At 55.1% G+C, this 22,635-nt stretch carries 24 protein-coding genes and 1 pseudogene; 9 read left to right on the top strand and 16 right to left on the bottom strand.

The features are described 5' to 3' along the window. Positions 1–187: 187 nt before the first annotated feature. The 12 genes from GA0061070_RS17025 to GA0061070_RS17080 all read right to left on the bottom strand — a co-directional run bounded on the left by GA0061070_RS17025 (position 188) and on the right by GA0061070_RS17080 (position 12,276). Complete coding sequence (locus tag GA0061070_RS17025; RefSeq protein WP_090137221.1) at positions 188–601, bottom strand: formate hydrogenlyase maturation HycH family protein; 414 nt, start codon at positions 599–601, stop codon at positions 188–190. Continuing rightward, positions 594–1,370 carry an NADH-quinone oxidoreductase subunit B family protein gene (locus tag GA0061070_RS17030; RefSeq protein WP_090137222.1) on the bottom strand — a complete coding sequence of 259 codons (777 nt, stop codon included), beginning with the start codon at positions 1,368–1,370 and terminating at the stop codon, positions 594–596. Before GA0061070_RS17030 ends, GA0061070_RS17025 begins: the two co-directional genes overlap by 8 nt. Continuing rightward, positions 1,367–1,915, bottom strand: coding sequence for a hydrogenase 4 subunit H (gene hyfH, locus GA0061070_RS17035; RefSeq protein ID WP_090137223.1), 549 nt, complete (start codon positions 1,913–1,915; stop codon positions 1,367–1,369). The genes GA0061070_RS17030 and hyfH overlap by 4 nt, the downstream gene beginning before the upstream one ends. A gap of 11 nt (positions 1,916–1,926) precedes the next feature. After that, the gene (locus tag GA0061070_RS17040) at positions 1,927–3,588 is read right to left on the bottom strand and encodes a hydrogenase large subunit (RefSeq protein WP_090137242.1); all 1,662 of its coding nucleotides are present in this window, start codon (positions 3,586–3,588) and stop codon (positions 1,927–1,929) included. Between the two features lie 68 nt (positions 3,589–3,656). Continuing rightward, positions 3,657–5,240 (bottom strand): hydrogenase 4 subunit F, encoded by a 1,584-nt coding sequence (gene hyfF / locus GA0061070_RS17045; RefSeq protein WP_090137224.1) that lies wholly within the window; start codon positions 5,238–5,240, stop codon positions 3,657–3,659. Positions 5,241–5,244: 4 nt separating this feature from the next. Then, complete coding sequence (hyfE, locus tag GA0061070_RS17050; RefSeq protein WP_090137225.1) at positions 5,245–5,895, bottom strand: hydrogenase 4 membrane subunit; 651 nt, start codon at positions 5,893–5,895, stop codon at positions 5,245–5,247. A gap of 11 nt (positions 5,896–5,906) precedes the next feature. Continuing rightward, positions 5,907–7,346, bottom strand: a complete 1,440-nt coding sequence (locus GA0061070_RS17055; protein ID WP_090137226.1) for a hydrogenase 4 subunit D — start codon at positions 7,344–7,346, stop codon at positions 5,907–5,909. Positions 7,347–7,362: 16 nt separating this feature from the next. After that, positions 7,363–8,310, bottom strand: a complete 948-nt coding sequence (locus tag GA0061070_RS17060) for a respiratory chain complex I subunit 1 family protein (RefSeq protein WP_090137227.1) — start codon at positions 8,308–8,310, stop codon at positions 7,363–7,365. 13 nt (positions 8,311–8,323) lie between these two features. Then, positions 8,324–10,345, bottom strand: a complete 2,022-nt coding sequence (gene hyfB / locus GA0061070_RS17065; RefSeq protein WP_090137228.1) for a hydrogenase 4 subunit B — start codon at positions 10,343–10,345, stop codon at positions 8,324–8,326. Beyond that, a complete protein-coding gene (locus tag GA0061070_RS17070; protein ID WP_090137229.1) occupies positions 10,345–10,965 on the bottom strand; it encodes a 4Fe-4S dicluster domain-containing protein in 621 nt (206 codons plus the stop codon). The genes hyfB and GA0061070_RS17070 overlap by 1 nt, the downstream gene beginning before the upstream one ends. A gap of 268 nt (positions 10,966–11,233) precedes the next feature. Further along, positions 11,234–11,704: a thioredoxin-dependent thiol peroxidase gene (bcp, locus tag GA0061070_RS17075; RefSeq protein ID WP_007370874.1), complete on the bottom strand. Its 471-nt coding sequence runs from the start codon at positions 11,702–11,704 to the stop codon at positions 11,234–11,236. After that, positions 11,704–12,276, bottom strand: a complete 573-nt coding sequence (locus GA0061070_RS17080) for a glycine cleavage system transcriptional repressor (RefSeq protein WP_208598184.1) — start codon at positions 12,274–12,276, stop codon at positions 11,704–11,706. Before GA0061070_RS17080 ends, bcp begins: the two co-directional genes overlap by 1 nt. A 145-nt stretch (positions 12,277–12,421) precedes the next feature. On the opposite strand from GA0061070_RS17080, the gene dapA reads away from it, so the two are divergent. From dapA to ypfH, 6 genes are all read left to right on the top strand, one after another. After that, on the top strand, positions 12,422–13,300 hold the full coding sequence (dapA, locus tag GA0061070_RS17085; protein ID WP_090137230.1) for a 4-hydroxy-tetrahydrodipicolinate synthase: 879 nt from the start codon (positions 12,422–12,424) through the stop codon (positions 13,298–13,300). Positions 13,301–13,316: 16 nt separating this feature from the next. Beyond that, entirely contained in the window at positions 13,317–14,351 is a 1,035-nt protein-coding gene (bamC, locus tag GA0061070_RS17090) for an outer membrane protein assembly factor BamC (RefSeq protein ID WP_090137231.1), read from the top strand. Between the two features lie 109 nt (positions 14,352–14,460). Further along, positions 14,461–15,174 carry a phosphoribosylaminoimidazolesuccinocarboxamide synthase gene (gene purC, locus GA0061070_RS17095; RefSeq protein ID WP_090137232.1) on the top strand — a complete coding sequence of 238 codons (714 nt, stop codon included), beginning with the start codon at positions 14,461–14,463 and terminating at the stop codon, positions 15,172–15,174. A gap of 132 nt (positions 15,175–15,306) precedes the next feature. After that, positions 15,307–16,173: a KPN_02809 family neutral zinc metallopeptidase gene (ypfJ, locus tag GA0061070_RS17100; RefSeq protein WP_090137233.1), complete on the top strand. Its 867-nt coding sequence runs from the start codon at positions 15,307–15,309 to the stop codon at positions 16,171–16,173. 9 nt (positions 16,174–16,182) lie between these two features. Next, on the top strand, positions 16,183–18,198 hold the full coding sequence (locus GA0061070_RS17105) for a tRNA(Met) cytidine acetyltransferase TmcA (RefSeq protein ID WP_090137234.1): 2,016 nt from the start codon (positions 16,183–16,185) through the stop codon (positions 18,196–18,198). 76 nt (positions 18,199–18,274) lie between these two features. Beyond that, positions 18,275–18,967, top strand: coding sequence for an esterase (gene ypfH, locus GA0061070_RS17110; protein WP_090137235.1), 693 nt, complete (start codon positions 18,275–18,277; stop codon positions 18,965–18,967). 45 nt (positions 18,968–19,012) lie between these two features. Here the strand turns inward: ypfH and GA0061070_RS17115 are convergent, their stop codons facing one another. Genes GA0061070_RS17115 through GA0061070_RS17125 form a run of 3 tightly spaced genes read right to left on the bottom strand, consistent with a single transcriptional unit; the run spans position 19,013 to position 20,745 of the window. Beyond that, positions 19,013–19,213: a YpfN family protein gene (locus tag GA0061070_RS17115; RefSeq protein WP_090137236.1), complete on the bottom strand. Its 201-nt coding sequence runs from the start codon at positions 19,211–19,213 to the stop codon at positions 19,013–19,015. 17 nt (positions 19,214–19,230) lie between these two features. Beyond that, complete coding sequence (gene dapE, locus GA0061070_RS17120; RefSeq protein WP_090137237.1) at positions 19,231–20,358, bottom strand: succinyl-diaminopimelate desuccinylase; 1,128 nt, start codon at positions 20,356–20,358, stop codon at positions 19,231–19,233. Between the two features lie 3 nt (positions 20,359–20,361). Further along, a complete protein-coding gene (locus GA0061070_RS17125; RefSeq protein WP_090137238.1) occupies positions 20,362–20,745 on the bottom strand; it encodes an ArsC family reductase in 384 nt (127 codons plus the stop codon). A 419-nt stretch (positions 20,746–21,164) separates the two neighbouring features. On the opposite strand from GA0061070_RS17125, the gene GA0061070_RS17135 reads away from it, so the two are divergent. The 3 genes and pseudogenes from GA0061070_RS17135 to GA0061070_RS17145 form a co-directional block, all read left to right on the top strand. After that, a complete protein-coding gene (locus GA0061070_RS17135) occupies positions 21,165–21,623 on the top strand; it encodes an STM2901 family protein (protein WP_167353588.1) in 459 nt (152 codons plus the stop codon). Then, positions 21,623–21,931, top strand: coding sequence for a DUF1493 family protein (locus GA0061070_RS17140; RefSeq protein WP_090137239.1), 309 nt, complete (start codon positions 21,623–21,625; stop codon positions 21,929–21,931). The genes GA0061070_RS17135 and GA0061070_RS17140 overlap by 1 nt, the downstream gene beginning before the upstream one ends. 120 nt (positions 21,932–22,051) lie before the next feature. Then, positions 22,052–22,309 (top strand): annotated as a pseudogene (locus GA0061070_RS17145) (transposase); the annotation flags it as partial. A 14-nt stretch (positions 22,310–22,323) separates the two neighbouring features. On the opposite strand, the gene GA0061070_RS17150 reads toward GA0061070_RS17145, so the two are convergent. Further along, on the bottom strand, positions 22,324–22,635 hold a 312-nt coding region (locus tag GA0061070_RS17150; RefSeq protein ID WP_139109781.1), incomplete at its 5' end, for an integrase core domain-containing protein.

Genomic DNA, 22,635 nt, shown 5'->3' on the forward strand with positions numbered 1-22,635 from the left:
TTCGCCTCGCTTTCCCCTGACTGCAACCTGAATGACCTGCTAAAAAGCATGCAAATAAACGCAGTTTTCTCACCAGTTAACCGGTTTTCACTGTTGTTATGTCGTCGGACGTAAAAACCAGCACAAGAGTACAATACCCCTCTCATCTGTAATGTTACAGGCTTCACGTATAAACAGGTGAATGAAATTAATCCACCCGTCGTACCATTAAATAGAGTGCCGGTTCGTGGGCCATATCCTGTAAGTGTTGTAATAGTTGGCGGCTCCAGCCGCGCCAGGGTTCCGTCGCCGTTTGGGCCAGCCGGGCGAAATCGGGCGCCAGCAGATTGACATGACTGGCATCGATAACGATTTCGCCGAAGGTAAGCAGGCCCTGCATTTTGCGCCGCGCGTCGGCGTCTTCCATCAGCGGCAGCCACTGTTGATAGACGTCCAGCGGGCAGCTCAGCGCGACGTTGAGGCAATCGATCACCCCAACGTGATGACCAATAGCCAGCGAGTAGTACATCACCTGGCGGCTTTTCTCCTCCAGTTCAACGCTGTCATCAACAAACTTTTGTCTCAGCGTCCAGAACATCACTTGCGAGTTCTGCTCAGGCATGGTGGCGCTCCAGCTCATTCATTAATTGCTGTACGATCACCGTCAGCCGGGGATCTGCGGCCTGTTGCAGCCAGGCATTCACTCGTGATACACGCTGGCTGATCTCACCTTCACTTAGCAAAGCAAAAAGATGATCGACGATTTCGCGCCCTTGGCGATAACCTGCCAGTTGACGCGCCTGGCGCTCAAGAGTAACGCGCAGCGCCAGCGGCAGCGCAGGCCAGTTGACGCGGGCTGTTTCGTCAGGTGTCTGGAGATGGTCAACCGCGTGCAGTTTCTGCTCCAGCAGGCCCAGCGCTACCGCGAAACCATGAATGGTGGCCGCAGGTGTCGGCGGACAACCAGGGATCCAGACATCAATCGGCACAATGGTATCGCTGCCGCCCCACACACAGTAAAGATCGTGGAAAATCCCGCCGCCGACGCCGCATGCGCCATAAGAGATAGCAATTTTATGATCGGGCGCGGCATCCCAGGCGCGTAAGGCGGGCATACGCATTGCGCGAGTCACTGCACCGGTAAACAGCAAAATATCGGCGTGACGTGGCGAAGCCACCACTTTGATGCCAAAGCGCTCGGCGTCGAACAGCGGCGTAATGGCAGCGAAAATCTCGATTTCACAGCCGTTGCAGCCGCCACAGTCCACGCGGTAAACATAAGCGGAACGCTGGATATCACGCAGCAGAAGCTGTTTGATTTTTTGCGCTGACTCATCAAGCGGCACTGGCTGGCTGACATGCTGCGACAATATCTTCAGGTCGGAACTCATGCTTGCTCCTCAAGATAGTAATGAATGTTGGTACTGTTGTGGTGTTCCAGTGCGGCGCGACGCCGGCAGGCCGGACAGATGCACGCTTGCGCGCGCAGGGAGTCGACCAGTTCCGGAGTGTTCTGGCTGAGCGCCAGCAATTCAACCGCCAGTGCGACCGATTTTTCCGGGGCGAAGGGGACGCCGCATTCGGTGCAGTGTTGCAGACGAAATGTCGCGCGCACATACAAATCGGCTTTGCGGGTGACTGCCAGTTCAAACTCTTCTGACAAGCGGATCGCCCGCGTCGGACACACCTCTTCGCAACGACCGCAGTAAATACAGCGGCCAATAAATAACTGCCAGACACGGCGGTTTTCCTCTGGCGTGGTCTCCATGGTCAGCGCATTCGCCGGGCAGGCGGTGGTGCAGGCGCCGCAGGCAATGCATTGCAACGGATCCAGTTCGGGTTTACCGCGAAAACCGGGGCACACCTCCAGCGGCGCAAACGGGTATTTCACCGTGGGTTCGCCCGCCCTGAGAATGGTCTTCAACAATTTCAGCATCGTTTCTTTCCTTACTTCAGCGGCGAGTGACGACGTTCAATGCCGTAACGTTCGATCTCTTTATAGGGCACGGTCGTCGATTTACGTTTACGCACATCAACCAGCGTGACGCGGTCTGTACACGAGTAACAGGGATCGAGGCTACCGATAATCAGCGGCGCGTCGGAGACGGTGTTGCCGCGCAGCATATAGCGCAGCACCGGCCAGTTGGCATAGGTGGCTGCACGGCAGCGCCAGCGGTAGAGCTTCTGATTGTCGCCGAGCATGCTCCAGTGCACATCTTCCCCGCGCGGCGCTTCAACATAACCGAGAGCGAATTTATGCGGCTGATAGCTGAAGCCTTCGGTCAGCAACGGCGTATCCGGCAGGTTATCGAGGGCAAACTCAATCATCGCCAGCGAATCAAACACCTCTTTTACCCGCACCATCAGGCGCGAGAAGACGTCGCCACCCGGCCAGGTAAACAGGGTTTTCGGCAGATTGCCATAGTCGGCGTAAGGGTGATCGAAGCGCAGATCGCGGGCGAAACCGCTGCCGCGAATCAGCGGCCCCACAGGGCTGAAATCGCGCGCGACCTGGCGGTCAAGAATGCCGACACCCTGGGTGCGCTGCGCCATGTTCGGCGTCGAGAGCAGCATCTCCACCAGTTGCGTCACTTCGGCACGCATCTCTTTTACCAGTTGGATAGTCTTCACGCGTTGCTCTTTCAGGATGTCGCGGCGGATACCGCCAATCAGGTTCAGACCGTAGGTTTTGCGTGAGCCGGTCAGCAGCTCCGCCATGGTCATCGACTTCTCACGAATACGGAAAAACTGCATAAAACCGGTGTCGAAACCGACAAAGTGGCTGGAAAGACCAATGTTAAGCAGATGGCTGTGCAGCCGCTCCACTTCCAGTAATACCGAGCGAATAGTGTGCGCACGCTGTGGCACCACAATTCCCAGCGCGTTTTCCACTGACGTGGTGTAGGCGACGCTGTGGGCAAAACCGCAAATACCGCAGACCCGATCTGAAAGGAAGGTGACTTCGTTATAGCCCATGCGGGTTTCCGCCAGTTTCTCCATGCCACGATGTACATAGAACAGACGGTAATCGGCGTCGACAATCCGTTCACCATCGACAAACAGACGGAAGTGACCTGGTTCGTCAGAAGTGATATGCAGCGGGCCAATCGGCACGATACGTGCAGAATTGCCGCCATCATTGATAAAGGTGTAATTCTCCGTGTCGCTGGTCGGCTCCGGGCGCAGGCGATAATCCATCGTATCTTTACGCAGCGGATGCAGATCGTCCGGCCAGTCGTCCGGTAATACCAGACGACGTTGATCCGGCAAGCCGACCGGGATCAGCCCATACATATCGCGGATCTCTCGTTCGCCCCACACGGCCGCAGGCACGCGTGGCGTCACCGACGGAAATTCCCGCGTATTGGCATCAACCAGTGCTTTCACCACAATCCAGCACTTTTCCGACCCTTCCATCGACAGCGCGTAATAGACCGCATAATGGCCGTTGAGGCTGCGTTCGTCGTTGCCAAACAGTACCGGTAACCAGCCGTCATGCTGGTAATAGAGATAGTGAACAATTTCCGGCAACAGATTGATTTTCACCGTAATGGTGACTTGTTCGAAGGTCTGACGTTCTTCTTCCAGCACCGCGCCGGGAAACTGCATTTTCAACGCCGCAAGGCAGGCATCGCCGCGCGGCTGCTGGTGGTTCACGCTTGCTAAATAACTCACTTTCACTCTCCCTGGACGTGCGATGGTGTTGCCGACGCGGCGGTAGTCTCAAATGTGGCCCACAGCCAGCTTAGCCGGGTGGGGCGCGCATCGTCGCCGGACAGCACGATGCTCGAGGCACCGGCCAGCAAACGGCTGACCGGCTGCGGAATATGGGTGCCCATCACTAGCATCATCACCAGTAACAACACCATCGGAACGGTGGTCAGCCAGCCCAGTTCGCCGCTGGCAACTTGCTGCGGCGGTGTGGCGAACAGCACTTTGGCGACCATGCGCACCAGTCCGCCAAGTACCAGCGTCAGCAGCAACAGCAGCACCAGGGTTACGACCAGGTGCTCAGCCGCCAGCCCGGCGGTGACAGTCATAAATTCACTGAGGAAGATGTTGAATGGCGGCATACCGCCGAGCGCCAGTGCACCGCCGCCAAGCAGCACGGCGCTCAGCGGCATTACTTTCAACATGCCGCACACCACATCCATATTACGGGTGCCGTACTTCAGCAACACATTGCCGGAGCCGCAGAACAGCAGCGTTTTGGCAAGGCTGTGATTCAGGGTATGCAGCAGCGCGGCGAAGATGCCGAGTGGCCCACCGATACCGAGCGCCACCGCCACCAGCCCCATATTTTCTACGCTGGAGTAGGCCAGCAGGCGTTTCATATCCTGCTGTACCAGGATGAAGAAGGCGGCAACACCAACCGACAACATGCCGAACACCAGCAGTAGCGTATTCGGGAAGCTGTCGCCAATGGCGTGACAAATAATGATGTAGTAACGAATCAATACCAGCAGCGCGCAGTTGAGCAGCACCGCTGAGAGCAGGGCGCTCACCGGGCTGGGAGCTTCACTGTGCGCATCTGGCAGCCAGGCGTGCATCGGGAAGAGGCCGGTTTTCGTCCCAAAACCGATCAGCACAAAGACAAAAGCCAGTACCATTAATGTCGGATCGAGTTTGCTGCTCTCTTTCAGCACTTCCGTCCAGAAAATAGCGTGATCCGGCTCAGCCATAAAGCTGGCGGCATTGGCGTATACCAGCACGGTGCCGAACAGACCAAACGCCACACCAACGGTACAGATGATGATGTATTTCCACGCCGCTTCCAGCGAGGATCGCTGACCGTAAATACCCACCAGAAATGCCGAGCTTAGGGTGGTGGCTTCAATGGCCGCCCACATCACAATCAGGTTGTTGCTGGTGACGACCAGTAACATGGTGAACAGGAACAGATGAAAGAAACCGTAGTAGTAACAGAGCGTGGATACGCTGATTTCCCCGTGATCAACTTCATGGTGCATATAGCCAATTGAATACAGCCCGGTGAGAAAACCGATAATCCCCAGCAGCGACAAAAATAAACCGCTGAGGCTATCAATGTGCAGCCAGCGGTGCGCGCCGAAAATTTCTCCTGCCTGCACCGCTTCTGCTACCGTCCACAATGCGACAATCAATAACAACGTAATGCCCAGTGAGTGCACCACCGTGACCAGCGTCCGCGCCGCATTCCCGCTCAACCGGCAGGCAAAACAGAGCGCAGAGACAGCCAACGGCGTCAACAGCAACAGCGTGAACATCAATGCATGACTCATGGTATTACCCCTTCAGCGCCGTAAGGTTGTTAACATCCAGCGTGCCGTGGGTGCGCCAGATTTTCCTTGCCAGCAACGCCATCACAATCACGGCGAAAATGGCATCTGTCGCGATACCGATCTCAACCAGTTCTGGCGCGCGCCAGGCGAGTAGCGCCAGCACCAGATGCGAGCCGTTTTCCATCAGGCAGTAACCGAACACCTGGCGCAAGATATTGCGCTGGCTGATGATGCACAGCAGACCCAGCAGGAAGTGACCGAGGGCGACGGCGAGTGCCGGTTTAAGCTGGGCGACCATCGGCAGTTGCACCGGTCGGACGACAAACCAGCACAGCAGCACAATGGCGGCGGCCATCAGCACCAGCGTCGCCGGGCCAAACAGCCGTTCCCCTGTGCCATCTGGCGCCATCTTGCGAAACGCATAGCTCATAATCAGCGGCACCAGCAGTACCTTGGTAAAGAAGGCGCTGAACGACCACATCAGCAATTGTTTTGCATCCAGCAACTGCGATAGCGTGAAAAAGATAGAGACCAGCACTAGTGATTGCAGGGCATACAACCAGCAAGAGACGGAGTAGCGTCTGGCGCAGGTGACCAGCAGCGAGGTGAACATCATCAGCCCCGCCAGATTGTTAACAAGCAAAGTTCCCGTCATCATCGACTCCCTTATCCAAGCCACGCCGCAGCAATCACGCTTGAGCACAGCGACATCACAATCAGAATGAACAGCACCAGTTTCATCGCCCACGGCAACGGTGCGGCCTGCGCCACCTCTTCACTCGCTTCGCCCGGTACGACACGGCCAAACCAGTAGATAAACCAGCCGAAGCTGGCGACCGATTCCACCAGCGCCAGCACCATCACTGGCAGCAGGATCGGGTAGCTATCCGAGAGCGCAAAACCGGCGGCGAAGAGGGGAAACTTGCTGAAGAAACCGTTAAACGGCGGAACGCCAGTGATGGCCAGCGCAGCAACGCAAAAGCCGATACCTGCCAGCGGTAGCGTGCGCATTACCCCGCGCAAACGTGGCAGCAGGCGAGTGCCGCAGCTATAGCTCAACGCACCGGCGACGAGGAAGAACAGGCTCTTGGCGAAAGCATGGTTGAAGATGTAAACAATCCCCGCTTTGAAGGCCAGCGGCGAACCGAAGGTGGAGAGCGACAGCGCGAGGAAGATCCATGCCAGTTGCGAAATGGTCGACCATGCCAGTAGCCGCTTCATATCTTTTTGCGGCAGGTACATCAAAAAGCCGTAGACCATCGTTATCGTCGCCATCGTCACACCGATCCAGCCGATGGCATGTGGTATCTGGCCGCCTTCGGCGATAGCGCGGGCGAAAATATAGACGCCAACTTTCACCATTGACGCGGCGTGTAAGTAAGCACTCACCGGGGTTGGCGCTTCCATGGCATCCGGCAGCCAGGCCTGTAACGGCAACTGGGCCGATTTCCCCCATGCGGCAAACAGAATGCCGCCGTACACTAGCCAGGCTGGTGTGCCTTGCAACTGGCTGATGGCGCTCAGGGCAAAGGTACCGGTATTGAGGAACAGCGTAGCAGCCGCCAGATAAAGGCCCAGCGAGCCAACATGGGTAATCAGCAGGGCTTTCATGGCCGCACGCTGTGATTTTTCGCTCTGGTAATAGCTGATCAGCGCCCAGGAACAGCCGCCGGTAATTTCAAAAAACAGTAGTTGTCCCAGCAACGTTGAAGAGAGTACCAGCCCGGACATCGCGCCGATAAAAATCAGCAAAAAGGCATAGTAGCGGTTGCTGCCATCGTGCGGATGTTCACGGTTGCCGCGCGTCAGATAGCCGGTTGAGTAGATCGCCACCAGCAGACCGAGGAACACCACCACAAACAGGATCAGCGTGCTGATACGATCAATCGTGAGACCAAACAGCGCTATCTGGCCTGCCGCCAGCAGCGGAATATCCACCGCTTCACGCCCGGCAGTATAGAAACTGAGCGCCAGCGACAGTGTCGCCGCCGTCGCCAGCAGAGCAAACAGCGTGGCGAGCTGCGGGGCGGTTCGCCGGGGAGCCAGTGAGACGATCAGCGCGCCGATAAAGGGCAGCAGCAGCGTCGTCAAAGCAAGAGTTTCCATTGTTTTCCTGTGCTCCTTACAGACCGGTTAACCAAAGAACATACGACAGCGCAGCCAGACTGAAGCCGAGCCAGGTAAGGTGATGTGTCAGCAAAAAGCGTCCGCGCGCCAGCGAGTTCTCCACCAGCGACGCCAGAACGAACACCACCAGCAATTTGATAAGCGTGATAACCAGCGACAGTGCCATCGCGCCGATACTCAGACTGGTGGCATTACCGAAAGGGAAAAACAGCGCCAGAAATAGCGCGGCCATCACCACCCGTTTCAACCCTACGCCCCATTTCACCAGCGCCAGACCTGCACCGGAATATTCGGTCAGCGGCCCTTCCTGCAACTCCTGTTCGGCTTCTGCAACGTCGAAGGGGATTTTGCCCATCTCAATAAAGCAGGCGAACCCACAGGCGAGTAATGCCAGCAGAGTGGCGACTGGTGAGATCCAGCCTGATGCCAGTGTGTTGCTGATGGCGCTGATATTGGTGGAACCGGCCAGCAGCGCCAGCACCAACAATGAGAGGATCAGCATTGGCTCCACCAAAATCCCCAGCGTCAGCTCGCGGCTGGCGCCCAGACCGGAGAAAGGGCTGCCGGTATCAAGGCCGGAAAGGGCAAAGAAAAAGCGGAACAGCGCAAAAAGATAAATCAGGGTGATCAGATCACCTGCGCCCGCGAAGGGCGAGGTGCGGATAAACAGCGGTAATGTCATCGCCACCAGCAACATGCTGCTGAGCAGTACCCACGGCATCACGCGGAACATCAGCCCGGAAGAGGCGGGCGCGACCGCCTGGCGTTTTAAAAGTTTTTGCAGGTCACGGTAATCCTGCCATATCCCCGGCCCGCGCCTTGAATGTATGCGGGCACGGATCTGGCGCGAAATACCGGTAAACAGCGGTGTCAGCGCCAGCAACAAGGCTGCCTGGCAAAGCGCAAACAGCCCCAGTGACCACGCAGAAGTCTGTTCTAACATCGTCATTCCCTCCTCACAGCGCAATCGTCAGCAGCAGGATCACCAGCGCGGCAATCACATACAGGCAATAGAGACGGAAATCCCCGCTTTGCAGGTACTGCACCAGACGGGCAATACGCTGAGTCATGCTGACCAGCGGGCGGATAATTTTATCGTCCCAGAAGGGTTCGGTACGGCTGGCTATCTGCGTAATGCCTCCAAGGCTTTGTTGCAGAGGCGTAGTGGGATCGAGCTGTTTACGCAGGCGATACAGCGGGCCGAACATCACGCGCAGCGGCTGAGTAAAGCTGCCTGCTGAAGGCGCCATGCCTTTCTCCCATACATAGCCGCAGGCCCAGGCATCGCCGCTGCGGCGGTATGTGCCGCGCGTCTGACGGTTGATGTACCACAACATGCCGGGCAACAGCGGCAGGGCAATCAACAGCAGGAACAGGGTGGAGGGCGTCAGCATAGCCTGTTGCGCGTCGCCGGGAACCAGTGTGGCACCCTGAGTGACGACAAGAGACGTGGTGGCGGTAAGTGAAAGCGCAACCTGCAACAGATGCGGCGCGATGACACTGGCGCCAACGCCGCACACAACGCAGAGCAGCGCCAGTACCAGCATGGCGGCAATCATGGGCCACGGCACTTCCCGCGCCTGATCGGCTTTTTCGCTGCGCGGGTTACCGCAGAAACTAATACCGTAGACTTTGACGAAGCACATCGCGGCCAGCGCCCCGGTGATCGCCAGCATCACTATTGCGACGGGACCGGCGAGGCGTGGAATGATGGCGTCGATGCGCGTGAGAGAGAAGAGCGACTGATAGGTGTACCACTCACTGATAAAACCGTTGAGCGGCGGCATCGCAGAAATGGCGAGGCAGCCAACAAGGAATGCGCCCGCTGTCCACGGCATCCGTTTCGCCAGCGCGCCCATTTTTTCCATATCGCGGCTATGCAGACGGTAGATAATCGCCCCGGCGCCGAGAAACAGCAGCCCTTTAAACAATGCATGATTGAGCAAGTGGAACAGCGCACCCAGCAGGCCGACGGCAGCGATCACTGGCTGGTGCAGCGCAATCCCCGCCATGCCGACGCCGACGCCCATCAAAATGATGCCGATGTTTTCCACCGTGTGCCATGCCAGCAGGCGTTTGATATCGTGCTCGGCCAGCGCATACAGCACGCCGAGCACCGAAGAGACTGCGCCAAAAGCCAGCACCACCACGCCCCACCACAGAGGAATACCGCTGTGGCCGAGCAGGTCGATGCCGACTTTGATAATGCCGAAGATACCGATTTTCACCATCACGCCGGACATCAACGCCGAGGCGTGGGACGGCGCTGCCGGGTGGGCGCGCGGCAACCAACTGTGCAGCGGCAACATCCCCGCTTTGGCGCCAAACCCGAAGAAGGCGAGCAGGAAGACCGCAGAAGCGGTACCCGGTGACAGCGACAGAGTGCGGAAGCTGGCGAAATCCAGGCTACCGCTTTGCCGCCACATCAGGAAGAAAGCGACCATGATCAGCACAGAACCGGCGTGGGCAATAAAGAAGTAGAGCATCCCGGCGCGGATCGATTCGTCATCCTGGTCGGTGATAACCAAAAACCACGAGGCCAGCGACATCATCTCGAACAGCACAATGAACCAGAAGGCATTGTCCATCACTACCAGCCCGACCATCGAGGCGATAAACAGATTCATAAAGAATCCCATCGCCCCCGGCCCTTTGCCGAGGTATTCGCGAACATAGGCCAGTGAATAAAGCCCGCACAGCGTCACCAGCAAGGAAATCACCAGCAGCATAAAGGCGCTCAGACTATCCAGCCGCACCATAAAATGGGCGAAATCAAACGGCCCTGTGGCCTGCCAGGTAAGTGTGTCGCCGCTGCCAAGTGCGACCAGCGCACTGGCAATGCCGAATAATCCGCCGAGCATTGCCGAGATCCCGGCGACGTTGATGGCCAGAATTTGCTGACGAGAAAGCAACAGAGAGGCCACGCCGCCAGCAACGTACAGCACGATTGACCACATCAATAATTGCAGGGCATCCATTAGCATTGCTCCGACGAAGGGGAAACGGCCGCGAAACTGATCTCTGTCGAACTCAGGGCGGCCAGTTCTCTGCGGTTTTTTAACTGTTTATGCATGGCGGAATCTGTCACCAGATGCAGGGCGTGGGTCGGGCAGGCCCGCACGCAGGATGGCCCTTCCGGCAGGAAGTGGCAGAGATCGCACTTCACTGCGATGGTCTGCACGCCCGCATTCCAGCGCAAAAAAGGGTGGTCAGTGTTCGGGCTGGCGGGTACATCGCGCAATTGCTCTTCCGGCAGATGATGTTCGTAACGCGCGGGAATATTTAGTGGGCGGCTGCCGGATGGCGTGATCGCGCCGAATGGGCAGACCAGACCGCACAGCTTGCAACCAATACACAGGGTTTCATTGAGATAAACCGCCTCATCCTGAAAGGAGATGGCGTTGACCGGACACACCTGTTTACAGGGCGCGTCGTCGCAGTGGCGGCAAAGCACGGGTGCGGTTTTCGTCTGCGTTCGCACCAGTGTGAGCCTAGGATGCTGTTGTAATCCCTGATGTTTATGGGCATCCGAACACGCAGCAAGGCAGGTGTTGCATCCTATACACCACTCGGGATCGGCAATCACAAAGCGGTTCATGACGGCTCCTTGTTAATAAAAGCAAAATTCGTTGAACCTGCCTTAGCACAAGGTATGCCAGAATATGAAAAGTTTATATTTCAGTGGGTTGTGTATTTTTTTGTGCTTGGGAATGGACAAAAGTGATGGTCAGCGCTGAGTGAAAAATAACCTGTCGGCACAAGTGTCGAGACGCGGCAATGAAATGTGATCGACTTCAAATAAGACGCGAAGAGAGAAACAAGGAGGGCGGATCAGGGGGATTCGCCCTCGGAAAAAAGAGGCGCAATCAGGCGTTTTCTTTCAGCCAGTTCAGCACGATATCGTGGTGGTTGCTGGTTTTGAAATCATCAAACACATGTTCGATTTTGCCGTCTGCATCCACGAGAAAGCTGATACGGTGGATGCCGTCGTAGGTTTTACCCATAAAGGATTTTTCACCCCAGACGCCAAACTGCTCACATACCTGATGGTCTTCATCAGACAGCAGCGTAAAATTGAGCAGCTCTTTTTCGGCAAAACGGGACAGTTTTTCGGGCTTATCCGTGCTGATACCCAGCACTTCTACGCCCGCTTTTTTCAACTCGTCCATATTATCGCGCAAGCCGCAGGCCTGGACAGTACAGCCTGGTGTCATTGCCTTCGGGTAGAAGTAGACCAGAACACGCTGTCCCTGGAAGTCGGTCAAATTTACTTGTTCTCCGTCTTGATCGGGCAAGCTAAATTTCGGTGCAATATCACCGGCTTTCAGTGGATTCATTACTTAACTCCATCCTGTTCATCATGCTGAGAATAGTTAACGATGTTTATACTGCCTTGCGCGTGCAGTTCTGTACATAGGGCTTTGAACGCCTGCTCAATATTTGATGCGTCTTGTGAAGCCGGGCTATGAGCGGTGATCTGAATAAATAGCTGCGGGACATCATCTTTATTTCCCGGCTGCGTGCGCGAAACCAGCTCGGCAATATTCATTTTGTGCGCGTCAAACAGCGCCGTAAAGCGCTCAATCAAATGCGGTGAATCAGGGACGTCAACCTGCACCCAAACGGTGGCGGGCATATCAGGGCGTGGACGGGCGTCAGTACGCTTCATGACGATCAGTAAATCCAGCTCTGCACCTTTCAGCGGTAGGGTGGATTCAATCAGCGTAATGGCATTCCACGATCCGGAAAGCAGCATAATAAAAGTGAACTCTTCCCCCAGCATCGCCAGGCGACTGTCTTCAATATTACAGCCGCAGCTACTGACGTGGCGTGTGATTGTGTTCACAATGCCAGGCCGGTCGGCCCCCAGCGCAGTGATAACCAAAAAGTGTTGTGATGAGGTTGTCAAACCTGTGCTTCCTGTCAAACGTGAGGTAATCATAAGGAAAGCATAAAAAAAACCGGCATACAACCGCCACTGAGCCTCAGGTCTCTTGCTTTTCTTACAGCACCGCACGTACCATTGAGAATCTTGTTAGCACAGAGGATGGCCCATGTTCACGGGAAGTATTGTCGCGCTTGTCACGCCGATGGATTCGCAAGGTAAAGTCTGCCGCTCAAGCCTGAAGAAACTGATTGATTATCATGTCGCCAACGGAACCTCGGCGATCGTATCGGTAGGGACTACCGGTGAATCCGCCACACTAAGCCACGAAGAACATGCTGATGTGGTGATGATGACCGTGGAACTGGCCGAAGGGCGCATCCCTGTTATTGCCGGGACGGGCGCAAACGCCACCGCAGAAGCCATCAGTCTGACGAAGCGCTTTAATAACATCGGCATTGTCGGCTGTCTGACCGTCACGCCGTACTACAACCGTCCTACCCAGGAAGGTCTGTTCCAGCATTTTAAAGCCATCGCCGAACATACTGACCTGCCGCAAATTCTGTATAATGTGCCGTCGCGTACCGGCTGCGATATGCTGCCGGAAACCGTGGGTCGCCTGGCGGAAATTAAAAATATTGTCGGTATTAAAGAAGCGACCGGGAACTTAACACGTGTTCATCAGATCAAAGAGCTGGTTTCAGACGACTTTATTCTGGTGAGCGGCGACGATGCCAGCGCGCTGGACTTTATGCAGCTCGGCGGCGACGGCGTTATTTCCGTGACCGCTAACGTCGCGGCGCGAGACATGGCCGAGATGTGTAAACTGGCGATCCAGGGGCATTTCTCCGAAGCGCGCGTGATCAACCAGCGTCTGATGCCGTTACACAACAAACTATTTGTCGAACCCAATCCGATCCCGGTCAAATGGGCATGTAAGGAGTTGGGGCTTGTAGCAACCGATACGCTACGTTTGCCGATGACGCCGCTCACCGATAATGGTCGTGAGGTTGTCCGTGCAGCACTTAAGCATGCCGGTCTGCTGTAAAGTTTAGGGAGATTTGATGGCTTACTCAGTACAGAAGTCGCGCCTGGCGAAGGTAGCGGGTGTTTCACTTGTGATGTTGCTCGCCGCCTGTAGTTCCGATTCACGTTACAAGCGTCAGGTTAGCGGTGACGAATCCTATCTGGATGCTACACCGCTTGCTGAACTTCATGCGCCGGCAGGAATGATCCTTCCGCTGCAAAACGGTGATTACAACATCCCTGTCACGAACGGCAGCGGCGCAGTCGGTAAAGCGCTGGATATCCGCCCGCCAGCACAACCGCTGGCGTTGGTGAGCGGCGCGCGTACCCAGTTTACCGGTGATACCGCAACGCTGATGGTAGAAAACGGCCGCAACAGCACACTGTGGCCGCAGGTCGTCAGCATCATTCAGGCGAAAAATTACAGCATCGACAAACGTGACGATGCGTCGCAGAGCCTGACCACCGGCTGGGTTGACTGGAACCGTCTGGATGAAGATCAGCAGTATCGTGGCCGTTATCAAATCTCGGTGAAACCACAAGGCTATCAGCAAGCGGTGGTGGTTAAGCTGCTGAACCTGGAGCAGTCGGGTAAACCGGTGGCTGACGCGGCATCGTTGCAGCGTTACAGCACTGAAATGCTGAACGTCATCTCCGGCGGCCTGGATAAATCGGTAACTGACGCGCAGAACGCCGCTGAAAAACGCAGCGTAACCTCGCTGGACGTTCAGAGCAGCGCGGATGATACCGGTCTGCCAATGCTGGTGGTGCGTGGTCCGTTCAACATCGTATGGAAGCGTCTGCCGGGCGTGCTGGAAAAAGTGGGCATGAAAGTGACCGACAGCACCCGTTCTACCGGCAGCATTGCTGTGACCTACAAACCACTGTCTGACAGCAGTTGGCAGGCTCTGGGCGCTCGCGATCCGGGCCTCTCAGCCGGTGACTATAAGTTGCAGGTCGGCGATCTGGACAACCGCAGTAGCCTCCAGTTTATCGATCCGAAAGGTCATACTCTGACGCAGTCGCAAAACGATGTGTTGGTCGCGGCATTCCAGTCAGCGTTCAACCATTAATCCCTAAGGCCGGAAAACTCCGGCCTTTTTTAATTTTGGTGACGCAAACGTGTGCGTCGGCGTAAAATAGCGAAATCGTCTCTATATCATCACACCTGGAGTAAGAAAGATGCAAAAGCAAGCTGAGTTGTATCGCGGCAAAGCGAAGACCGTATACAGTACCGAAAACCCGGATCTGTTGGTGCTCGAATTCCGTAACGATACGTCAGCAGGGGATGGCGCGCGCATTGAGCAGTTCGATCGTAAAGGCATGGTGAACAACAAGTTCAACCATTTCATTATGAGTAAATTGCAGGAAGCGGGCATCCCGACCCAGATGGAAGCATTGCTCTCCGATACCGAATGTCTGGTGAAAAAGCTGGATATGGTGCCAGTTGAGTGTGTGATCCGTAACCGTGCGGCTGGATCGCTGGTTAAGCGTCTGGGCGTTGAAGAAGGCATCGAGCTGAACCCGCCGCTGTTCGATATGTTTCTGAAAAACGACGCAATGCACGATCCGATGGTCAACGAATCCTACTGTGAAACCTTCGGTTGGGTGAACAAAGAAAACCTCGCGCGTATGAAAGAGCTGACCTACAAAGCTAATGACGTGCTGAAAAAACTGTTCGATGATGCTGGCCTGATCCTTGTCGACTTCAAACTGGAGTTCGGTCTGTTCAAAGGTGAAGTGGTGCTCGGCGATGAGTTTTCACCGGACGGTAGCCGTCTGTGGGACAAAGAGACGCTGGACAAAATGGACAAAGACCGTTTCCGTCAGAGCCTCGGCGGCCTGATCGAGGCTTATGAAGCCGTTGCCCATCGTCTGGGCGTGAAATTAGACTAATCATCTACTCCGCATGACCGCCAGAGGATGTCTGCATCCTCTGGATTTTCACATCTTTTTTCCCGTGCTAATCCTTCCCTGAGCGCCTACGATCATATATACAGTGTCCATCATTGGCATAGGGAGTAAGTTATGCGCTGGCAAGGGCGTCGAGAAAGTAGCAACGTAGAGGACCGGCGCAATGAGTCGGGCGGGCCGTCAATGCGCGGACCGGGGTTTCGCCTGCCTGGCGGCAAAGGAGGGCTAATCCTGCTGTTTGTGGTGATGGTGGCCAGCTATTATGGCGTTGATCTGACGGGCTTGCTCACCGGGCAGCCGATCACTACCGCTCCGCAGCAACAACGGAGTATCAGCCCGCAGGAAGATGAATCCGCACACTTTACCAGCGTGATTTTCGCTTCGACGGAAGATACCTGGGGCAACATTTTCCAAAAGATGGGGCGTAACTATCCGCAACCTAAACTGGTTATGTATCGTAACCATACCAATACTGGCTGTGGCACAGGGCAATCGATCATGGGGCCGTTCTACTGCCCGGCAGACAGCAAGGTCTATATTGATCTCTCTTTTTATGACGAGATGAAAAATAAACTCGGCGCGGGCGGCGATTTTGCCCAGGGCTACGTTATTGCGCATGAAGTGGGGCACCACGTACAGAAGGTGCTGGGAACAGAAGCCAAAGTTCGCCGCCTGCAACAGAATGCGACGCAGAAAGAGGCTAATGAACTCTCAGTGCGCATGGAGCTTCAGGCTGATTGCTATGCGGGTGTCTGGGGGCACAGTATGCAGCAGCAAGGCGTGCTGGAAGCGGGCGATCTGGAAGAGGCGTTGAATGCCGCGCAGGCGATAGGCGACGATCGGTTGCAGCAGCGCAGCCAGGGCGCTGTATTCCCGGAGACCTTTACTCATGGCACTTCCGCACAGCGTTACACCTGGTTTAAACGCGGTATGGACAGCGGCAATCCGGCGCAGTGTGACACCTTCAGCGGGCGTCTGTGACCTTCTGCTATGTCACCGTTTTCTGAACTGAGCGCACAGATGGAGCGGCAGGGCATCCGCCGCTTGCTGGTGGTCAGCGGCTCGCCCGGTTGGTGTGAAGCACAGGCCAGTACGTTGCGGGAGAAGTTTCCCGGAGACTGGCTGTGGGTGGGCGAAGCCACATCCTGGCCGCAGCGCTGCGCGCCGCGCGCGCTAACGACACTGCTGGGACGCGAGTTTCACCATGCAGTGTTTGACGCCCGCATGGGTTTTGATGTCGCCGCTTTTGCCGCGCTTGCCGGGACATTAACCGCCGGTAGCTGGCTGGTGTTGCTTACGCCGCCCTTCAGCGTATGGCCGCAACAGCCAGATGCAGACAGTGCGCGCTGGAGCGATACCCTTGATCCCATTCCGGTGCCGGTTTTTGTCGGGCATTTCTGCCGAACCGTACAGGCTGACAGCCAGGTGCTGATCTGGCGTGAAGGGCAACCATTCTCTTTCCCCCCTGAAGTGTCGCGTGCCGGCTGGCATCCCGCAAGCGGGGCGCCAGCGCAGGAACAGGCGCGGATCCTCTCACGATTACAGGCGATGCCGCCCGGCGTAATGGTTGTCACTGCGCCGCGCGGAAGAGGGAAATCGGCGCTGGCAGGTATGCACATTGCGCGGCTGTCGACTCCCGCTACGGTAACTGCACCTGCGCGTGCCGCCACAGATGTGCTGGCGGCTTACGCCGGAGAACATTTTGCTTTTATGGCACCGGATGCGCTGGCGCAGCGGATTGCGCACAGTGGCAGGCAACCAGGCTGGCTGGTAGTGGATGAAGCGGCGGCAATACCCGGCCCTCTGCTACATATACTTGTCTCGGCCTTTCAGTATGTTCTGCTCACCACTACGGTTCAGGGATATGAAGGCACCGGTCAGGGGTTTCTGCTGAAATTCTGCGCCGGGTTTCCCCATCTGCAATTTGACGCCCTGAACACGCCGCTGCGCTGGGCATCCGGTTGTCCGCTGGAGCAGGTGATTGAAAACCTGCTGTTGTTTGATGATGTACAGATTGGCGAGGTACCCGCAGGTGAGGTGACAATCCTGCCGCTGGCGCAAGATGCGTGGCAGAAAACGCCCTCGCGGCCTGCGGCGTTATACCGTCTGCTGGCGAGCGCCCACTACCGCACTTCGCCGCTCGATCTGCGACGCATGATGGACGCGCTAGGGCAGCATTTCTGGCTGGCACAAAAGACGCAGAGCGTGGTTGCTGCACTCTGGCTGGTGGAAGAGGGCGGATTAAACCCGGCGTTGAGCCAGTCGGTGTGGGCCGGTTTTCGTCGCCCGCGTGGCAACCTGGTGGCGCAATCGCTGGCAGCGCATGGCGGAAACCCGCTTGCCGCCACGCTGCGTGGGCTGCGCGTCAGCCGTATCGCCGTGCATCCCGGCTGCCAGCGTGAAGGCATTGGCCGGGCGCTGATAGTCCGTGCGCAGGCGCAGGCCGATGGCTGCGATTATCTGTCGGTCAGTTTTGGCTTCACGCCCGCGCTGTGGTGTTTCTGGGATAATTGCGGGTTTGTGCTGGTACGTCTGGGCTGCCACCGGGAAGCCAGTAGTGGCTGTTATACGGCGATGGCAATATTGCCCCTGACGACGTCAGGCCAAGCGCTGGCGGAACGTGAACAGCAACGCCTGGCGCGCGATCTTCCCTGGCTTGCACCCTGGCGTGAGGAAAAGTTGTCCTTGCCCGTCGTGCAGGCGTCTACCCTTAATGAAGAGGACTGGCAGGAGCTGGCCGGGTTCGCTTTTGCCCATCGTCCGCTCTCTGCGGCCGTCGGCGCCTTATCCCGGCTACTGAAACACAGCACGTTACCCCTGGCGGCGTTGCGCGGGCAGATTTCAGATGGTGAGAGCGAACAGACCGTGTGCCTGCGCCTTTCGCTTCACGGGCGCAAAGCGTTGCTGGCGCAGCAGCGGAGTGAGGTTGCGCAGGCGCTGCAACAGCTTGATGCACGGCGCACGCTTACCCTGAAAGAATGGGTGCAGAAAATGCAGTTTTTTTAACTATCTCATTCAGTTAAATGGCATGGTCATTATTACTGCCGGGCGTAAACTGCACTCAACGATTAAGGAGACCATCATGAAACATGACCATTTTGTTGTGCAAAGCCCACTCGCCCCGGCTAAACAGCTCCTGCTGTTGTTCCATGGTGTTGGCGATAATCCGGTCTCCATGGGCGAAATTGGTAGCTGGTTTGTTCCGCACTTCCCCGATGCGCTAATTGTCAGCATTGGCGGCATTGAAGCCGCAGGCGCGGGACGCCAATGGTTCTCTGTTGATGGTGTGACGGAAGAGAATCGCCAGCAGCGTGTGGATGCGGTGATGCCGCAATTTATCGACATTGTGCGTTACTGGCAGCAGCAGAGCGGTGTGAGTCCGCTGGCTACAGCGCTTATCGGTTTCTCACAGGGGGCAATTATGGCGCTGGAGGGGATGAAGGCGCAGCCGGATCTGGCATCGCGCGTGATTGCTTTTAACGGTCGTTACGCCAGCCTGCCGGAAAATGCGGTCAGCGCCCAGGCGATCCATCTTATTCATGGTGGCGAAGATCGGGTGATTGACATGGCGTGGGCGGTAAACGCACAAGAAGCACTGTTGCAGCTTGGTGGTGATGTGACGCTGGATATCGTCGATGATTTAGGCCATGCGATTGACGATCGCAGTATCGAACTGGCGTTAAACCATTTGCGTTACACCGTGCCAAAACACTACTTTGACGAAGCGCTGAGCGGCGGTAAGCCGAACGATGACGATATTATTGAGCTACTTTAAAAAGCGGAACTCACCCCCGGCAGGGGGTGAATGCGTTGTCGGGGGTTACTTTTTCGGCTGGTCCTTGTTCGGCCAGTTATCATCGTCATCCCATTTGTCGTTGAAATCACGATGCGGCGGCAGATCAGGTTTATTGGCGAGGAATTTTTTGTGATCGACGCGGTTAAGATCTTTGATCACATTCAGCAGTACGCCGAGTAAAAACACCAGCACCAGAATCCACCAATATTTAGCAAGCCAGTCCATGCAATCCTCCAGACCCGTCAGGCAATGAGTTGTTCCATAATGCGTTGATACATGCGGGCAAGCAGTTGTAAATCCGCTGCATTCACACACTCGTTAATTTTATGAATGGTCGCGTTAACCGGCCCCAGTTCAACGACCTGCGCGCCCATACGCGCGATAAAACGCCCATCGGACGTGCCGCCTGTGGTTAACAGTTGCGGCCTGATCTCATTATAGTGCTCGATAGCGTTAACCACCGCATCGACCAGCTTGCCGCGCCCTGTCAGGAAGGGTTGCCCGGAAAGCCACCACTCCACGGTGTAGCGCAGTTGATGTTTTTCCAGCAACGCCTGTACCTGCGCTTTAATCATTTCGTCGGTCAGTTCGGTGCTGAAGCGGAAGTTAAACTGTACAAACAGATCGCCAGGAATGACGTTATTGCTGCCGGTGCCTGCTTTGATATTGGCAATCTGCATACTGGTCGGCGGGAAGTATTCGTTGCCGCGATCCCACTCAATTGCCACCAGTTCGTTGAGCATTGGCGCAGCGCGATGTACCGGGTTATCGGCCAGATGCGGGTAAGCCACATGGCCTTGCACACCGTGAATTGTCAGGTTGCAGGTCAGGGAGCCGCGACGACCGTTTTTTACCACGTCGCCAACCACTTCCGAACTTGAGGGTTCGCCGACCAGACAATAATCAAGACGTTCGTTGCGCGCCATTAGCGCCTCGACCACTTTTACCGTACCGTTGGCGGCGCTGGCTTCTTCGTCAGAAGTGATCAGAAAGGCAAGGCGTCCTTTATGCTGTGGGTGCTGCGCGACAAAACGTTCTGCGGCTACCACCATCGCGGCCAGCGAACCTTTCATGTCTGCCGCGCCACGGCCAAATAGCATGCCGTCGCGAATAGTCGGTTCAAACGGCGGATTGATCCAGCGCCCGGCATCACCGGCAGGCACCACATCGGTATGCCCGGCGAACGCCAGCGTCTCTCCCTGGCCTCGCCATGCCCAGAAGTTAAGCGTGTCGCCAAAATTCATCGGCTCAATGGTAAAACCGATGGCACGCAGACGTTCAATCATTAACGCCTGGCAACCTTTATCATTTGGGCTCAGAGAAGGGCGACGAATAAGCTGCTGTGTCAGCTCAATAACCGGGCACGACATAAACTACACCTCGTTGATAAACTTCTCATAACTGGATTCATTGAAACCCAGCAGCATAGGCTTACCGGGCGCGCAGAGCAATGGGCGTTTGATGATTGACGGCATTTCGAGCATCAGCGTGGCGGCGGTATCCGCGTTGGTAATAGTGGCGCGCAGGCTTTCATCCAGCTTACGCCAGGTGGTACCGCGGGTATTCAGCAGGGGTTCCCAGCCAAGTTCATCAATAAATGTACGTAATAATTGGGCATCAAGACCATCAGCACGGTAATCATGAAAGCGATACTCCACCTGATTCGCTTCCAGCCAGCGGCGCGCTTTTTTGATGGTGTCGCATACTTTAGGAGAAAGGCCGTACATGGTTAATTTTGGTTCTGAGTGATTTGTCATGGTGTTTACCTATTCGGATTGGTTTTGCCCTGTAGCATACAGACGTTCATGAATTGTGAATGATCTGGCCAATCGTTTTAAGGCAACGAAGTGGATAACAATTGTTGCCTTCATCATACTGGCTTTGACTCTTTTACTTGCATCCAGGGACACAAGTCTGACACTTGTGATCACGTTACTGATTGTACTGTCTTTTATCTGGTATATAACGCCAGCAAAACTTGGCTACAAATCCTGGCGTTATCGTAAAATTCTGACTAATTCTGGGACGGGGCGCTGACGGACAACAGTTCAAAAATAATCTTAGCTTTTACGCCATAACCAACTATTTAGTTGATAGTACTTAAGGTATTCACTTATTGACCATATACAGGCCGCAGATCTACACTGCGGTGACTTCCATGACAGAGGGATATTGAATGGATACGGTCGAACAAGTACATGGGTACTTCTATAAGGGGTACTGGAATCTCAAACCCGATGAACTCTATATGCTGATTATGGTTGATGTAATGAGCCAACATTTAGGCATAACAGCATCGGTGGCGGCAATGCTTATTTCTGGTCAGCCGTGGGTATCGACGCGAACAAAACCTGCGGGGGCATTAGAAGGCACTTCAGTTGCATCTAAGTATTCGCGTATGATTTTCCGGGATAAGCATCTTCCCGTAGGTATACGAATTCCAACACCCATTGGCGGTTTCAAAAATTTCAGATTTACCCCAACTAATAAAGTTGGAACGATCATTGGTCGTTATATCCCTTGGGTAGGATTGGGTATGGCTGTTTGGACGGCAAGAGCAATAACGAAAGATACTGCCGACATTTTCAATACTATCGTTGACCCTAAAGATCGCATCCAGTGGACATATTTCTAATGAGTATTGAACAAGAAATTATCGATTACATATTTGATCAACATGCTGTGCGTAAGTACTACATTTTTGGTGAGAGACAGCCCATAACATTAGACACTGAGCTTACTAAAGGCGAGTTAAATATTATATGGGAAGATGCACAGGACACCCTTGATTACTATTTCAAGCATTGGAATGTGAAATTGAATGGATTTGAAATATCAGAGTACTTTGATCCTGCATTCACAGGTAAAATAGTTGAAACTAAGCCCTTGTATGTATGGATGTTAGTCAATAGTGCCGAAGCTGGGGAATGGCTGTATGATTGAACCATTCTTGATATGACACAAACACAGTTGATGCGAATAAACGAGCCTGTAAATATGATCTTACCCGCCAATAGTGGACACGCGACTAAGTGAGTAAACTCTCAGCCAGAGGTGACTCACATGACAAAACCAGTAACAGCCAGTAAAAAACCCCGTAAGCAGCACACTCCCGAATTTCGTCAGGAAGCTCTGAAGCTTGCTGAACGTATTGGCATCGCTGCCGCTGCCCGCGAACTCAGCCTGTATGAGTCTCAGCTCTATACCTGGCGCAGCAAACAACAACACCAGGCAACCTCCTCTGAGCGAGAAAGTGAACAGGCAGCAGAGATCGCTCGCCTCAAACGCCAGCTGGCTGAACGGGACGAGGAACTGGCCATGTAAATAGACCCGTTTTAGTTCCATGCATTTTTTGAGATCCCGGCCAAATAATGGTGCTGTCGATACTCCTCCGGCGTCATATTGTTCAGTGATTCATGAGGGCGTTCACAGTTATATTCTGACACCCATCTTTCCGTGATTTCCCGCACTTCATTCAGCGTTCTGAACAGATAAAAATCGAGTATTTCTGTACGGTATGTTCGGTTAAAGCGCTCAATAAAAGCGTTCTGCGTCGGCTTACCCGGCTGGATAAACTCCAGTTTTACTGCATGTTGCTCTGCCCATTCAGCCAGTGCAAGTGAGATAAATTCCGGACCATTATCCAT

The organism is Kosakonia oryziphila (assembly GCF_900094795.1).
Taxonomy (GTDB): Bacteria; Pseudomonadota; Gammaproteobacteria; order Enterobacterales; family Enterobacteriaceae; genus Kosakonia; species Kosakonia oryziphila.

What these genes read in the sequence shown, in the direction of transcription:
- GA0061070_RS17040 (WP_090137242.1), bottom strand. Translation starts at nt 3,588, where the DNA reads ATGCAGTTTCCCGGCGCGGTGCTGGAAGAAGAACGTCAGACCTTCGAA.
- hyfE (WP_090137225.1), bottom strand. Translation starts at nt 5,895, where the DNA reads ATGACGGGAACTTTGCTTGTTAACAATCTGGCGGGGCTGATGATGTTC.
- bamC (WP_090137231.1), top strand. Translation starts at nt 13,317, where the DNA reads ATGGCTTACTCAGTACAGAAGTCGCGCCTGGCGAAGGTAGCGGGTGTT.
- GA0061070_RS17030 (WP_090137222.1), bottom strand. Translation starts at nt 1,370, where the DNA reads ATGAGTTCCGACCTGAAGATATTGTCGCAGCATGTCAGCCAGCCAGTG.
- GA0061070_RS17140 (WP_090137239.1), top strand. Translation starts at nt 21,623, where the DNA reads ATGAGTATTGAACAAGAAATTATCGATTACATATTTGATCAACATGCT.
- GA0061070_RS17105 (WP_090137234.1), top strand. Translation starts at nt 16,183, where the DNA reads ATGTCACCGTTTTCTGAACTGAGCGCACAGATGGAGCGGCAGGGCATC.
- dapA (WP_090137230.1), top strand. Translation starts at nt 12,422, where the DNA reads ATGTTCACGGGAAGTATTGTCGCGCTTGTCACGCCGATGGATTCGCAA.
- purC (WP_090137232.1), top strand. Translation starts at nt 14,461, where the DNA reads ATGCAAAAGCAAGCTGAGTTGTATCGCGGCAAAGCGAAGACCGTATAC.
- GA0061070_RS17055 (WP_090137226.1), bottom strand. Translation starts at nt 7,346, where the DNA reads ATGGAAACTCTTGCTTTGACGACGCTGCTGCTGCCCTTTATCGGCGCG.
- hyfB (WP_090137228.1), bottom strand. Translation starts at nt 10,345, where the DNA reads ATGGATGCCCTGCAATTATTGATGTGGTCAATCGTGCTGTACGTTGCT.
- GA0061070_RS17060 (WP_090137227.1), bottom strand. Translation starts at nt 8,310, where the DNA reads ATGTTAGAACAGACTTCTGCGTGGTCACTGGGGCTGTTTGCGCTTTGC.
- GA0061070_RS17125 (WP_090137238.1), bottom strand. Translation starts at nt 20,745, where the DNA reads ATGACAAATCACTCAGAACCAAAATTAACCATGTACGGCCTTTCTCCT.
- GA0061070_RS17025 (WP_090137221.1), bottom strand. Translation starts at nt 601, where the DNA reads ATGCCTGAGCAGAACTCGCAAGTGATGTTCTGGACGCTGAGACAAAAG.
- ypfH (WP_090137235.1), top strand. Translation starts at nt 18,275, where the DNA reads ATGAAACATGACCATTTTGTTGTGCAAAGCCCACTCGCCCCGGCTAAA.
- dapE (WP_090137237.1), bottom strand. Translation starts at nt 20,358, where the DNA reads ATGTCGTGCCCGGTTATTGAGCTGACACAGCAGCTTATTCGTCGCCCT.
- GA0061070_RS17070 (WP_090137229.1), bottom strand. Translation starts at nt 10,965, where the DNA reads ATGAACCGCTTTGTGATTGCCGATCCCGAGTGGTGTATAGGATGCAAC.
- bcp (WP_007370874.1), bottom strand. Translation starts at nt 11,704, where the DNA reads ATGAATCCACTGAAAGCCGGTGATATTGCACCGAAATTTAGCTTGCCC.
- GA0061070_RS17135 (WP_167353588.1), top strand. Translation starts at nt 21,165, where the DNA reads ATGGATACGGTCGAACAAGTACATGGGTACTTCTATAAGGGGTACTGG.
- hyfH (WP_090137223.1), bottom strand. Translation starts at nt 1,915, where the DNA reads ATGCTGAAATTGTTGAAGACCATTCTCAGGGCGGGCGAACCCACGGTG.
- hyfF (WP_090137224.1), bottom strand. Translation starts at nt 5,240, where the DNA reads ATGAGTCATGCATTGATGTTCACGCTGTTGCTGTTGACGCCGTTGGCT.
- GA0061070_RS17115 (WP_090137236.1), bottom strand. Translation starts at nt 19,213, where the DNA reads ATGGACTGGCTTGCTAAATATTGGTGGATTCTGGTGCTGGTGTTTTTA.
- ypfJ (WP_090137233.1), top strand. Translation starts at nt 15,307, where the DNA reads ATGCGCTGGCAAGGGCGTCGAGAAAGTAGCAACGTAGAGGACCGGCGC.